This is a genomic window from Acinetobacter calcoaceticus, from assembly GCF_016508255.1.
Taxonomy (GTDB): Bacteria; Pseudomonadota; Gammaproteobacteria; order Pseudomonadales; family Moraxellaceae; genus Acinetobacter; species Acinetobacter calcoaceticus_E.
Map to the genome: position 1 here is coordinate 353,166 of NZ_JADVKT010000002.1, position 13,975 is coordinate 367,140.

Annotated in this window: 9 protein-coding genes; 5 read left to right on the forward strand and 4 right to left on the reverse strand. The window is 40.7% G+C overall.

Annotated elements, in window-relative coordinates:
• Positions 1 to 6 precede the first annotated feature (6 nt).
• Together dcaP and I5515_RS05615 are read left to right on the forward strand one after the other, a co-directional pair.
• A complete protein-coding gene (dcaP, locus tag I5515_RS05610) occupies positions 7 to 1,323 on the forward strand; it encodes an outer membrane trimeric porin-like protein DcaP (RefSeq protein WP_199965155.1) in 1,317 nt (438 codons plus the stop codon).
• 18 nt (positions 1,324 to 1,341) lie between these two features.
• On the forward strand, positions 1,342 to 2,559 hold the full coding sequence (locus I5515_RS05615) for an MFS transporter (protein WP_199965156.1): 1,218 nt from the start codon (positions 1,342 to 1,344) through the stop codon (positions 2,557 to 2,559).
• Between the two features lie 20 nt (positions 2,560 to 2,579).
• On the opposite strand, the gene I5515_RS05620 is transcribed toward I5515_RS05615, so the two are convergent.
• The gene (locus I5515_RS05620; protein WP_199965513.1) at positions 2,580 to 3,029 is read right to left on the reverse strand and encodes a PaaI family thioesterase; all 450 of its coding nucleotides are present in this window, start codon (positions 3,027 to 3,029) and stop codon (positions 2,580 to 2,582) included.
• A 304-nt stretch (positions 3,030 to 3,333) separates the two neighbouring features.
• Between I5515_RS05620 and I5515_RS05625 the strand changes: the two genes are divergently transcribed.
• Together I5515_RS05625 and I5515_RS05630 are read left to right on the forward strand one after the other, a co-directional pair.
• Positions 3,334 to 5,136: an acyl-CoA dehydrogenase C-terminal domain-containing protein gene (locus I5515_RS05625; protein ID WP_199965157.1), complete on the forward strand. Its 1,803-nt coding sequence runs from the start codon at positions 3,334 to 3,336 to the stop codon at positions 5,134 to 5,136.
• 196 nt (positions 5,137 to 5,332) lie between these two features.
• Positions 5,333 to 6,136 (forward strand): thioesterase family protein, encoded by an 804-nt coding sequence (locus I5515_RS05630; protein ID WP_199965158.1) that lies wholly within the window; start codon positions 5,333 to 5,335, stop codon positions 6,134 to 6,136.
• 61 nt (positions 6,137 to 6,197) lie between these two features.
• Here the strand turns inward: I5515_RS05630 and I5515_RS05635 are convergent, their stop codons facing one another.
• The gene (locus tag I5515_RS05635) at positions 6,198 to 9,680 is read right to left on the reverse strand and encodes an indolepyruvate ferredoxin oxidoreductase family protein (protein ID WP_199965159.1); all 3,483 of its coding nucleotides are present in this window, start codon (positions 9,678 to 9,680) and stop codon (positions 6,198 to 6,200) included.
• Positions 9,681 to 9,884: 204 nt separating this feature from the next.
• On the opposite strand from I5515_RS05635, the gene I5515_RS05640 reads away from it, so the two are divergent.
• Positions 9,885 to 10,826: a LysR family transcriptional regulator gene (locus I5515_RS05640; protein ID WP_199965160.1), complete on the forward strand. Its 942-nt coding sequence runs from the start codon at positions 9,885 to 9,887 to the stop codon at positions 10,824 to 10,826.
• A gap of 251 nt (positions 10,827 to 11,077) precedes the next feature.
• Here I5515_RS05640 and I5515_RS05645 read toward each other — a convergent pair whose 3' ends face one another.
• Both I5515_RS05645 and I5515_RS05650 read right to left on the reverse strand, forming a co-directional pair.
• Positions 11,078 to 11,980, reverse strand: a complete 903-nt coding sequence (locus I5515_RS05645; protein ID WP_199965161.1) for a hydroxymethylglutaryl-CoA lyase — start codon at positions 11,978 to 11,980, stop codon at positions 11,078 to 11,080.
• Positions 11,977 to 13,968 (reverse strand): acetyl/propionyl/methylcrotonyl-CoA carboxylase subunit alpha, encoded by a 1,992-nt coding sequence (locus tag I5515_RS05650; protein WP_199965162.1) that lies wholly within the window; start codon positions 13,966 to 13,968, stop codon positions 11,977 to 11,979. Before I5515_RS05650 ends, I5515_RS05645 begins: the two co-directional genes overlap by 4 nt.
• Positions 13,969 to 13,975: the final 7 nt, after the last annotated feature.

The following is a 13,975-nucleotide window of genomic DNA, read 5'->3' on the forward strand; positions in this document are numbered from 1 at the left end:
TAAAAGATGAAAAAATTAATTTTAGCTGCAGCTTGCGCTGCGGCTTCAGGGACTATTTTTGCAAATTCTTCAGATATAACAGAACAAAGAATTAATTTGCTAGAAACCGAGCTGCAAAAATTAAAAGCAGACCTTGCCGCTCAAAAAGAAACTCAAAATAATTTACAAGTCAAACAGGTAAAAATTGAAGAAAACATCGAAAAAAATAAAACGATTGAACCTGCTAAACCTATTGCTCCGTCATGGGTGACTTGGACGGATAATGTGAAGGTATATGGTATTGCCCGTATTGATGCAGCGGTCGATTTTAAGTCATCACCTGACTCGGGTGGTCGAACAACAAGCAGTCTGTATCGAACACCTTTTGAAAGTGATAAACGTTCTAATCATGCGCGTTCCGATGCCATGATTAATGCAAGCCGAATTGGTGTTTATTTTAATAGCCCAAATAAAGCTGTTACGGGAAATATTGAAGCCGATTTCTTTGATAGCTCTAACATGGGAACGGGTGATGGGAAATTCCGTATCCGCCATGCATTTTTTACTTATAAAGATTGGACCTTTGGTCAAACATGGTCACTCATGTCCAATATGGAAACCCGTACAGAAGCAGTCGACTACACGCAATTTGTGGGAACCTCATATACACGTACTCCGCAAATTCGTTATGACTGGAAAATCGATGCCAATAATGATTTAAAAGTAGCTCTAGAATATACAGGGTCTAGAGTTTCAGCACTGCCATCTTTAACGGGTCGCTATTCTTTTAAACAAGGGCCTTTAACTGCACTTGCTCAAGGTTTTATTAATGAGAAATCAGCAGATGTAGCAACTGCCACGGTTAAAAAAGTAAGTTGGGGTGCAGGAGGTGGCTTAAAATATCAATTAACGCCACAACAATCGGTACAAGCGAATTATCAATATATTGTCGGTGATCAAAAGTTTATGCCGTACACCACGCAAAGTGGCTTGGCAAATTCGACAAGTTTAAATGCAGCGGGTGATTTTTCTTTAAATGAAGATAAAACAGATTTAGTGATGAATAAGTTGAATAGCGTAAATATTGGTTATTCATATAAATTCAATGAACAATGGCGTGCAAACTTATCGGCTTCAATGTTTGATTATGATGATGATACAGCTTATGCAAAACTCAATCCGGATGCCAATAAGCGTTTAATTGACTATGCAGCTAACGTCTTTTATTCACCGATTGAACAAATGGATATTGGTATGGAATATCATCAAGGCAAGCGAGAAGTTTTTGATGGCAGAACCGCTGACGTGTCACGTGTAAACTTTGTGTCGATGTATAAATTTTAAAATAGGGCGTAATTAAAAATGGAAAAAATAGTTGAGCCCAATGCAGAAAATATACTGTCAAAAAGCTTTATTTTTATCATGGCAATGACATGTGGAATTTGTGCGGGTTCAAACTATTATAACCAGCCCTTAATCTATTCAATTGCTGAAGCATTAAAAGTAAATGCCGATCAAGTGGCTTTAACCATTGTCATTAGCCAACTGTCCTATGCCGTTGGCCTTTTTATATTGGTTCCTTTAGGCGACTTTTTTGAAAAGCGTAGTTATATTTGTTTGCTCATGTGTTGTACGGGCTTTGCACAGGTGGGGCTTTCACTCAGCCAAACCTTGCCAGCTTTATATGGCTTTACTTTTTTAGCGACATTCTTTTCTATTGCGACTCAAGTTCTAGTTCCTTTCGCTGCAGGTTTAGCTGGCCCGCAAAAAAGTCCACAAGTTGTGGGTACTCTCATGAGTGGTTTGTTCTTAGGGATTTTATTGGCGCGCTCTATTGCTGGCTTACTTTCTACAGTTTGGTCTTGGCATGCGGTCTATTTAATTAGTGGAATCGTCATTTTAATTTTTGCTGGGGTGATGTGGACAAAGTTACCAATTGCACGTAAGTCGCACCAACTCAATATTCTACAGATTTATGGTTCGCTATTTTCATTAGCTGTTCATCAACCTCATTTGCTACGCCGTGGTTTGGCAGGGGGAATTGGCTTTGGTATTTTGGCGCTCATTTTTACCACCATGACTTTTATTTTGGCGAATGCACCGTATCACTTTAATGATTTTCAAATTGGTTTATTTGGAATTGTTGGATTGGCTGGCGTATTTGCAACGCCTTGGGCGGGTAAGAAAATTGCGGCGGGACTTGAAAATAAAATTGCTGTGATTTGTATGGTGTTATTAATTAGTGCGTGGATTCCTCTATTTTTTGCACAGCAATCTTTAGTGGCGTATGCAGTCGGTGTGATCATGGCATATTTTGGATTATCGGCATTTCATGTGTTGAACCAAAATCTGGTCTACCGAATTTCTGCAGAAGCTCGTTCCCGTATTAATTCAATCTATATGACTCTATATTTTGGTGGAGCTGCCTTAGGTTCTTTTATTGCAGTGTATGCATGGAAGCATTGGGGCTGGGAAGCATGTGCCGCTTTAGGTTTAGCAATGGCAATATTAAGTTTTATGATTGATCGCTTAGATTTTTATGAAATGGGCAAGCTTGCAAAGCAAGAAAAAGCTCCATAAAGAGGAGCTTAGATATTTTATTATTTTCGAATAATCATTAAGGTTGCCGAGGCAAAGGCATATACTTTGCCATTTTCATCTACGATTTTACCTTCGGTACTAATAATATTGCGTCCCGCATTAATTAATTCGGCTGTCGCATAGTAAGACGTGTCAACTTGCATGGGGCGAATCATTTTTACATTTAAATCAATAGTTCCATAGCCAACCCCATGTTCAAGTAAGGTATGAGCTGCACTGCCTGTAGCGGTGTCTAGCGCTGTCGCGCAAAAACCGCCGTGTACACCGCCTTGTATATTCCGATGTTCTTTGCGAGGAGTAACTTTATACGTTGCTTTACCTTCGGACACCTCTACGAGTTCCATCGGTATGGTGTGAGCCATAGGTGAGGGTGAAACTTCACAATTTTTTAAAGCGGTTAAAAACTCAAGACCTGTGTATTTCGGGCTTTCCATGAATCGTCCTTGGATGATTAAGCAATGTAATCACCATACTATAAATTGAATTTTTACGGAATAAAATTTTGCAATACAAAATTTAAATTTATTCTTGTTAAGTGAACCTAATTACTTTTTATTTCATGTTTATATTTAAAACATATACTTATATTTCATGATTATTATTGAGTTGTAATAATTATATTAAATTAGTGAAAATATATTTTGCTATAAGAAATTTTTTGATATTTTGGTGAAGTTGAAATAATAAAAGTCCATTTTAAGGAAAAAACGATATCTGCCTCTCTCACCGGCAGTATCGTGGAAGGGAAAAACTATGCCTTTATATAAAGCTCCATTACGTGACATGCAATTTGTGCTGCATGAAATGCTTCAAACAGAACAGAACTACCAAGGTTTAAGCAAATATCAGGAAAGCGTAAATCGAGAGTTAATTGATCAATATTTAGAGGCGGCAGCAGATTTTTGTGAAAATGAGTTGGCGCCCATAAATCAAAATGGCGATCAGGAAGGATGCCATTTAAATCAAGGCGTGGTGACAACTCCGAAAGGTTTTAAAGAAGCCTACCAAAAATATGCCGAGCTTGGATTCACTTCACTAACGGCTAACCCTGAATATGGCGGACAAGGCTTACCGACTTTATTACGGATTGCCATTTCCGAAATGTTATGTGGTTCTAATTGGGCTTGGGCGATGTATCCGGGACTGTCACATGGCGCAATGAGAACAATTGAGCATCATGGAACCGAGCAACAAAAACAAAAGTTTTTAACTAAACTCATTAGTGGTGTTTGGACGGGAACCATGTGTTTAACCGAATCACATGCGGGCTCAGACCTCGGTTTAATTAGAACAAAAGCAGAACCAAATCCGGATGGTAGTTACTCAATTACAGGTGAAAAGATTTTTATCTCGGCGGGTGAACATGACCTTTCTGAAAATATTATTCATATTGTTTTAGCTCGGTTGCCTCAAGCACCGGCAGGGACTAAAGGTATTTCTTTATTTATTGTGCCTAAATTTAATGTGAGTGATGATGGGAATTTAGAGGACCGTAATAAAGTCGTCTGTAGTGCCATTGAACATAAAATGGGTATTCATGGCAACGCGACGTGTGTGCTTAATTTTGATGGTGCAAAAGGTTATTTGATTGGTCCGGAAAATCGTGGCCTAAATTGTATGTTTACCTTTATGAATACGGCGCGTATTGGAACTGCGGTACAGGGACTGGCAGCTTCTGAAATTTCATTTCAAGGGGCATTAAATTATGCCAAAGAGCGACTCGCTATGCGTTCGTTATCTGGCCCCAAATATCCAGAAAAAAATGCTGACCCAATTATTGTGCATCCCGCTGTGCGTTCGATGTTGATGACCCAAAAAGCTTTTTCTGAAGGTGGTCGTGCACTGGCTTACTTTCTAGCTCAGCATGTCGATATTGTGGAAAGTTCAGCCGATCAGGAGCAACAAAAACAATCTGATGAGTTACTCGCTTTTTTAACACCAATTGCTAAAGCTTTTTTAACCGAGTCTGGCAATGAATCTGCAAAACATGGTGTTCAGGTGTTTGGCGGCCATGGCTTTATTGTTGAGCATGGAATGGAGCAAATTGTACGCGATGCACGGATTTCAACATTGTATGAGGGAACAACCGAAATCCAGTCTTTAGATCTGCTTGCACGTAAAGTCCTCAAGTCAGAAGGTAAACTTTTAAAGAATATGACTGGTTTAATTGATCAATTTATTAGTCAACAGCAAGCCAATGAAGTGCTTAAATCTTATTTAGAAAAATTAGCTGACCTTAAACAACAATGGTTGTCACTAACTAAAACGATTGCCGAGAAAGCGAAGCACAACCCTGAAGAAATTGGTGCAGCTTCGGTCGATTATCTTTATTTTTCTAGTTACGTCGTCTTTGCTTATCTTTGGGCTCGAATGGCACAAGTTGCCCATGAAAGATTAGAGGCAGGTACACAAGAGGAAGCTTTCTATAAAGCGAAGTTAACAACAGCTAAGTTTTTCTATCAAAAACTTCTGCATCGGACACAAAGCCATGCTGCTTCTATTGAGTCTGGAGCTGAATCGGTCATGGAGCTCGACCAAGATGCTTTTGCATTTTAGTGAATCGTCATTTTTAGGATCACTGGGTGAAATTTAAATGTTTGATTTTACCCAGTGATTAAATTTGTAACTTTAGACTCATGAGTTTTTGGTAGGAAAAACCAATTTAGCCAAAGAAATAGATGGTTAACATAAGCATTAAAACGTGAATTTTCATTAAATATTGATGTTGGATAAGGACTATGGAAAGAAAGTCATGAATGCTTATTATCAATTAATAGATAGAACAATTGGCTCTCAATGTGAAGTAATTGCTCGTTATTGTTCAACTGTTCATGCACAAGGGGCATGGAACCCTCATGAACAGCATATGGCACCTGCAAGTGGGGTTATTGCTGCAGAGTTAGAGCAATTTTCACCACGACAAGATATGCGAATTGGTCGAATTAGTTTTGATATTTTCGGCTTGATTGCATTTGGTGAATTTACCATTAAGACACAAGTGATTCGTGCTGGAAAAACTATTGAATTGATTGAAGCCGAAATGCAAGCACAAGGCAAAACTTGCATTGTGGCTAGAGCATGGCGCATGTGTACTCAAGATAGCTCAGATATTGCTGGGCTTGAAGATCGGCCTGTCCATCATCCAGATACCTTTACAGAGTGGAAGGGTATGAAAAGATGGCCGGGTGGTTTTATTCAAACGCTAGTAACTAAAACTGACGATCAACATCGTGCGGGCAAAGGCATTGTTTGGCTCAATAATGATAACGAAATCATTGAAGGACAGCCAACGACAGATTTTGCACATTTGATTGGCATGGTAGATACCGCAAACGGAATTGTACCTAGACAAGAAGGTGAATTTACGTGGGGCTTTCCAAATCTTGATTTGCAAATTCACATGCACCGCTATCCGCAAGGTAAATGGTTGGGTTTGGAAACCGTTCAGCAATATGGTTCGGATGGCATTGGCTTAACGAGTGCTGTTTTACATGATGTATATGGCCCATTTGGACGAAGCGAACAAATTTTGACTTTACGTAAAATGGCTAAATAAATATGCGACCCAATAAAAAAGTCATCTCTAAGGATGACTTTTTTATTATAGGACTAAATTTTTAACTGCGAACTTTAATCAGTGTTGGTGTAAGTTCATCCCAACGAGCTTTTGCAGCATCCATTGCTTTCATTTTGATATGGCCATAACCACGAACTTCTGCTGGTAATTTTGCAATTTGTTCAGCAACTGCCAAGTTGTGATTGTTTGGTGCTTCAACAAGTGCTTCAACGAAAGTAATATAACGATCACGCCATGCTTGTTCATGTTGACGCTCTTCTTGACGCGCAAATGGGTCAAGGAAAGTCTCACGAAGCCATTGTAAGCGGGCAAGCATCATCATTGGGAAGCGCATCCAGTAACCAAACGCACGTTTACGAACATTTTTCAGACCACCGAGTAAGGCGGGTGGAGCAAGATGGTAAGTTAAACGTAGGTCTTTACCAAACTGTGTTTCAATCGATTCTTTGAAGCTTTTGCCTGTTAAAAGACGTGCAACTTCATATTCATCTTTATACGCCATAACTCTGTATAGCTGAGTCGCAATCGTACCTGTTAATTCTTCTGGTAACTTTTTAGCTGCCAGCTCTACAAGCGTACGGTATTTAGTCGCATACGCGTCATTCCAATACTCTGTTAGACGAGCAGAGCGGTCTTCAACAAGTTCAGCCAAAGTTTGCGGCGTTTTTGTTTTTGGCATTGCTGCAAGTAGACGAGCAGCTAACGTTGGATCACTTGCAAGGTGACAACCCACACGGAAAGCTTCAAGGTTCTTTTCAACAGCCGTACCATTTAACTTAATTGCTTTTTCAATGCTTTCACGTAATAACGGGATACGACCAGATTGCCACGCCATACCGAGTAACAACTGATTTGTATAAATTGCATCACCTAAGAGTTGTGTTGCAATGCGAGCTGCTGGCAGAGAAACAAGTTGACCTTGATGAACACGAACACGGAGACGATCAATTAAATCGGTAATTGGCGCAAACCAGTCACGAGATTTAATAAATTCAGAAGTAGGAGTGCTGTCTTCATTTACAATAACCAAAGCATCATCTCTTAAGCGAGAAAGAGCTGCACTACCACCTGCGACTACGGCATCGGCACCAATCAATAATTCACATTGACCTGCCGGAATTTTAGTAGAAGAAATTTGCTCATCAGTTGCTGCAAGTTGTACATATGAATAAACCGTACCGCCTTTTTGGGCAAGTCCAGCCATGTCCATGACACGTGTTGCTTTGCCTTCTAGGTGAGCTGCCATACCAAGTAGTGCACCAACAGTCACAACACCTGTACCACCAATACCACCGACCATAATACGACTTGGAACATCATATAATTGAGGAATGATTGGTGAGGTAGGCCAGCCTGCGCTAATTCCTTCAAATTTAGCAGGGCGTTTCATATCACGTGTATGAACAGTCACAAAACTTGGGCAGAACCCTTCAGCACAAGTAAAGTCTTTATTACAGCTACTTTGGTTAATTTGACGTTTAGTGCCTAACGCAGTCTCTACAGGTTCAATAGATAAGCAATTTGATTTTTTCGAACAGTCGCCACAGCCTTCGCAAATATCGCTGTTGATGTATAGACGTTCGGCTGGGTCAGGATATGCATCACGTTTACGGCGACGGCGTTTTTCACTTGCACAAGTTTGTACATAAATTAAAGCGGTTACACCTGAAACTTCACGCAATTCACGTTGAACGGCATCGAGTTCATTGCGGTGGCGAATTTCCACGCCTGGTGCAATGCCATCTTCTTCGTTTAATAGTTTAACTTCATCAGTCACAATGACTTGTTTTTTAATACCTTCGGCATCGAGCTGGCGCGTTAACTGTGCAACGCTCAAATGTCCATCTACATGTTGACCACCTGTCATCGCAACAGCATCGTTGTAGAGGATTTTGTAGGTAATATTAATTTTTGCAGCAATAGACTGACGAATTGCTAAGTAACCTGAGTGGAAATAAGTTCCATCACCAAGGTTAGCGAAAATATGTTTTTCATTGGTAAAGTGCGATGCACCCGCCCAACTTACACCTTCACCGCCCATTTGCGAGAACGTTTCTGTACCACGGTCAAGTGAAACGGCAATATAGTGGCAACCAATACCACCGAGTGCGCGGCTACCTTCAGGGACGACTGTTGATGAGTTATGTGGGCAACCACTACAGAAATACGGTTTACGTTCAGCAAGATCAATGACACGTTTTGATTCTTGCTCTGCTTTTAGCAGTAAGTCGATTCTACTTTGAATTTGTACTTTTAAGCTTTCTGGAATATCTAATTTTAAGAAGCGTGCAGCCAGCATTTTTGCAATCGGTTCAGGCTGGTACTCATAGTGACCAATGAGTGGGGCTTCTTCAATTGAGGTACTCCATTCACCTTTACCATCGGTTGCTTTACCAATCACATGTGGACGTTTGTCATCAGGAAGTGAGTACAGCTCATCCTTAATTTGTGTTTCAATAATTGGACGTTTTTCTTCAATAACGATCAGTTCTTGCAAGCCTTCGGCAAACTCACGAACGCCTTGAGGTTCTAAAGGCCAAATCAGACCAACTTGATAAACACGTAGCCCAAGCTGCTGAGCAGTTTCATCTTCAATACCTAAAATGCGTAAGGCTTCAATTGTATCTAAATAACCTTTACCACTTGCGGCAATACCAATACGGGCATTTTCACAAGGCCATGTAACGGTATTGATTTTATTGGCACGGGCATAGGCCAAAACAGCAGGTAAGCGATATTTATAAAGACGTTCTTCTTGCTGAATTCCGTGATCTGGCCAACGAATATTAACGCCGTCGGCAGGGAAATTAACGTCTTTTGGTATAACAGGGGTGACTCGGTCTAGATCAACATGAACTGAAGCGGAAGTTTCTACAATTTCACTGACCAGTTTCATTGAAGACCAGAGACCAGAAAAACGTGAAATAGCAATGGCGTGAACACCAAAGTCTAAAATTTGTTGAACGGATGTTGGATAGAAAATTGGAATACCGCAACCAATCATGACATGTTCGGATTGGTGAGGGATTGTAGAAGATTTACATGAGTGGTCATCACCAAATAAAGCAACGACACCACCACGTTCAGAGGTACCAGCTAAGTTAGCATGGCGGAGTACATCGCCTGAACGATCAACACCCGGGCCTTTACCATACCACCATGAAGACACTCCATCATATTTGCCTTGACCTGAAAGGTTAACTTGTTGAGTACCCCAAATTGCGGTAGCAGCCAAGTCTTCATTTACGCCAGGTTGAAATACGACATTATGGGATTTAAGTAATCCTTCAACTTGCCAAAGGAAACTATCATAGTTACCAACAGGGGAGCCGCGATAACCAGAAATAAAACCAGCAGTATGATAACCATTAATGGCGTCACGGCGAGTTTGGGCAAGAGGCAACCGAACAAGCGCCTGAATACCCGTCATATATGCTGTACCGTTATCACTTACATATTTATCTTCAAGTGACACATCCTTTGTTGCAATAATATTTGGAGTGACTTTTGTAGCTATATTCATTTATATCTCCTTAGAATTTTTAGTAGCTCGGACTACTTTCTTTTTTCAACATCCAGTTGAATATTTGGAGCAAGTGACATACAAAATAAAAAGAATCGGTTCCTCTTCTTAAAAAAGAATTAGTGCCAATGTATGTACATTTAGTCATTGTGGTTGATCTAAACTGGTGCAACAATCCGTAATTTAGGAAAAGATATTTACGTTATGCGCAAAAATCTCGATGGTGGACTTTTGCATGCCATGCATGCATTCCTGAAAGTGATTGATAGCGGGAGTTTCACAGCAGCAGCTGAGCAGATGGATCTGACCACAGCACAGGTTTCACGTCTTATCAGCGAGCTAGAAACACGCTTAGGTACAAAACTAATACAACGATCGACCCGTCAGCAGTCACTAACCGATATTGGTGCGGCTTATGCAGAACGTTGTCGTCAAGTGATTTCAATGGTGGATGAGGCCGAATCAGAAGTCGCTGGAACTGCTTCAAAACCGAAAGGACGTTTGCGTGTATTAAGCATGGGAAGTTTTGGGCATCACTATGTTTTTCCAGTCATGGCCGAATTTTGCAAAAATTACCCTGAACTAACCGTGGAATATACGACCTCACAATACGTTCCAGACCTGTTAGCAAAAGGGGTTGATGTCAGTCTATATCTCACTGAATCATTAACAGACTCTCGTTTTGTTGCACGTAGAATTGGTACTATTTTTTCTGTTTTATGTGCTTCACCTGCATACCTCGAGAAACATGGTGTACCGAATTCTCCAGAAGACTTAAAAAATCATGCCTGTTTACGCTTGGTAAACCCGTCTATTACTCCAGATTGGCACCTATTAAATGCCAAAGGTGAGTCTTGCCAAATCGATATTGGTGGGCAACTCATTGCAGATAACCCTGAGTTATTGTTAGATGTGGTGCAGCAAGATATGGGAATTGCATTATTACCGATGTTTTCGGCTTTAGATGCGGTTCAAAATGGAAGATTATGTCATATCTTGCCAGAGTGGCGTTCGCCCGATATTGGGGTATATACCTTATTACCTTCACGCCATTTTATTGATGCTAAAACACGCGCATGGTTGGATTGGGTAGAAGAATATATTTCACCAAGAATTGAAATGGATGCTTCTTATTTTTATAAATAATGAGATAAATTTTTAAGGACTACAATTGAAAAAGGATGAAGAATAATACGGATTAGAATAAAAATAGGGTAAAGAATGCTTCTGTTGAGAGAGGCATTTAATACAAAGATAAATAATAGATTTTAAATAAAATGTGCAAAGAGATTTAATCCCAATTCCGGAACGGAATGAGATAGAGACTAGACATAATGATCTGGTACTCGGCCTAATATTAAGCCTTATACCAGAAGTTAAGCTATTTTAATTTATTGTTACGCACACTTGGTTTGCCAATAAGCATTTGCATAATTCGACAAGCTTTTTCGGTTTAATACATTGCTAATATTTTGGCTGGCTTGCATCAGTTTTTCTAAGTCAATGCCAGTTTCAAATCCCATGTGTGAAAGCAAATAAAACAGATCTTCGGTCGATACATTGCCAGAGGCGCCTTTGGCATAAGGACAACCACCAAGTCCTGCAAGGGACGAATCAAAAACTCGAATCCCTTGCTGTAGAGACTGATAAATATTGGCAATCGCCATGCCATAGGTGTTGTGGAAATGCCCAGCTAAGACCTTGCTGTCAAGTTCAGCGAGACAAGCTTGCCAAACCTTTTGAACTCGATCTGGTGTTGCCGTACCAATGGTTTCACCTAAAGATACTTCATAGCAGCCCATGTCATAGAGCCGCTTAACAACTTTCACCACTTGCTCAGGTGCAATTGCGCCTTCATAAGGACAATCGACAATACAAGAGACATAACCGCGTACACGGATGTTATGGGCTTTTGCCGCTGCCATGACATCACTAAACTTCTCAAAGCTTTCATCAATAGAGCAATTAATATTTTTACGAGTAAAGCTTTCAGAAGCTGCGGTAAATACTGCAACTTCTTTGCATCCTACCGCTTGAGCAGTTTCAAAACCTTTAATATTGGGCGTGAGCAGGCTAAATTGCACATTGGCTGTTTGGGGTAATTGCTCAAATAGCTCATCACTTTGAGCCATTTGCGGCACCCATTTTGCCGAGACGCATGAACCCACTTCAATCGATTTTAGGCCAGCACCAATTAGGTCCTTAATAAAGTCTAAGCGTTGTTCGACGGTTAAAGCCTGCTTCTCGTTTTGGAGGCCATCTCTGGGACCGACCTCCACGATTTTGACAAACTCACTCATGCAACTTCCTCCTGAGCAGGCTGAAATTCCACAAGCTCATCGCCAGCTTTGACCTGATCGCCAACTTGGAAATATGAATCTACAATCAAGCCGTCTTTAGGGGCACGAATGGTATATTCCATCTTCATCGCTTCAAGCGTCATTAAAATATCGTCTTTCTTCACGCTATGATTTGCACTTACTAGCACTTGAGTGACTACACCCGGCATTGGTGCTTTAAGGTGACCTTCGTCAGCTTGGCTATCTGCTTGATTAAAGTCTTGACGGATATAAGCAAACTTATAGCTTTGTCCATTTTTGAATAAGGTGATGCCTTGCTGACTTTGATTAAAAGACAGCTTTTGCTGAGTACCATTAATTTTAATAGACGCGGTGTGGGCATCAATCAACTCACCCGAAATCGGGTAGCTTTGACCGTTATATTCTGCGGTGAATTCACCTTCATTTGAGGCAAACTTGATTTGGATATTTTGGTTTAAATAGTTCAGTTTAATACTGTGCTGATAAGCAATATTTAAACGCCAAAGTGGTTGAGCCTGCCAAAGCTGTTTTTGGCTTGAGCTGTTGTTATTAAGTTTACTTAGAAACTCAATAAATGCCGCTGCCACCACAAGTTCTGGTTTGATTTCTTCAGGACTAAACAAGAAGTTTTGTTCACGTTGAATCAGGTTGGTATCAAGCTTGGCTTGTTTAAACGATTCGCTACGAACAATCTTTTCCAGAAAGGCAATGTTGTTGCCTAAGCCATCTACATGGAATTGGCTTAACGCGTGTTGCATTTGAATAAGTGCAGCTTCACGGTTTTTACCCCATACGATGAGTTTGGCAATCATTGGGTCGTAATACGTTGTGATTTCATCGCCTTCGACAATACCGCTATCTACACGTACATATTGGTTTTGAGTTGGGTAGTGTAGATAGTCAATTTTACCAATGGCAGGTAAAAAGCCTTTTTCAGGTTCTTCTGCGTAGATACGTGCTTCGAGTGCATGTCCGTGAATGTGTAATTCGTTTTGTAGTTTAGGTAAAGGTTCGCCATAAGCCACACGAAGTTGCCATTCAACAAGGTCTTCACCTGTAATCATTTCGGTGACAGGGTGCTCGACTTGTAAGCGCGTATTCATTTCCATGAAATACGCCGTACCATCTTGTTCCACAATAAACTCAACCGTACCTGCGCCGACATAATCTACCGCACGTGCAGCATCAATTGCAGCTTGGCGCATTGCATTGAGCTTTTCGCTGGGCATTTGTGGAGCAGGGGCTTCTTCTAGCACTTTTTGATGGCGACGCTGTACCGAACAATCACGTTCAAACAAATGCACATAGTTGCCATGCGTGTCACCAAACACTTGCACTTCAATATGACGCGGTTGAATCACATAACGCTCAATCAAGACATCATCATTACCAAAGCTCGATTTGGCTTCACGTTTACAAGAGGCTAAGGCATGCAGAAAATCTTCACTGCGTTCAACCAGACTCATGCCTTTACCACCACCGCCGGCACTGGCTTTAATTAAAACTGGATAGCCAATTTGGTCGGCCTGTTGTTTTAAAAATTCGGCATCTTGGTTGGTTCCGTGATAACCCGGTGTTAATGGTACACCTGCTTTTTCCATTAGAGATTTAGAGGTGGCCTTTAAACCCATTGCTAAAATGGCATCCACTGGTGGGCCAATAAAGCAAATATTGTGTTGTTGGCAAGCAAGCGCAAATTGGTCATTTTCTGATAAAAAACCGTAACCCGGATGAATCGCTTGGCTGCCTGTATCAATTGCTGCCTGAATAATACGGTCAGCTTGTAAATAACTTTGCGTTGCAGGGGACTGACCAATATAGATGGCTTCATCGGCAAGTTTGACGTGTTGTGCATTTGCATCTGCATCGGAGTAAACAGCAACTGTTGCGATACCTAATTTTTTGGCTGTACGAATCACACGACAGGCAATCTCGCCACGGTTCGCAATTAAAATCTTTTCAAACATGATGATC

Coding starts and splice junctions, on each gene's coding strand:
- dcaP (WP_199965155.1), top strand. CDS start 7: ATGAAAAAATTAATTTTAGCTGCAGCTTGCGCTGCGGCTTCAGGGACT.
- I5515_RS05615 (WP_199965156.1), top strand. CDS start 1,342: ATGGAAAAAATAGTTGAGCCCAATGCAGAAAATATACTGTCAAAAAGC.
- I5515_RS05625 (WP_199965157.1), top strand. CDS start 3,334: ATGCCTTTATATAAAGCTCCATTACGTGACATGCAATTTGTGCTGCAT.
- I5515_RS05630 (WP_199965158.1), top strand. CDS start 5,333: ATGAATGCTTATTATCAATTAATAGATAGAACAATTGGCTCTCAATGT.
- I5515_RS05635 (WP_199965159.1), bottom strand. CDS start 9,680: ATGAATATAGCTACAAAAGTCACTCCAAATATTATTGCAACAAAGGAT.
- I5515_RS05640 (WP_199965160.1), top strand. CDS start 9,885: ATGCGCAAAAATCTCGATGGTGGACTTTTGCATGCCATGCATGCATTC.
- I5515_RS05645 (WP_199965161.1), bottom strand. CDS start 11,980: ATGAGTGAGTTTGTCAAAATCGTGGAGGTCGGTCCCAGAGATGGCCTC.
- I5515_RS05650 (WP_199965162.1), bottom strand. CDS start 13,968: ATGTTTGAAAAGATTTTAATTGCGAACCGTGGCGAGATTGCCTGTCGT.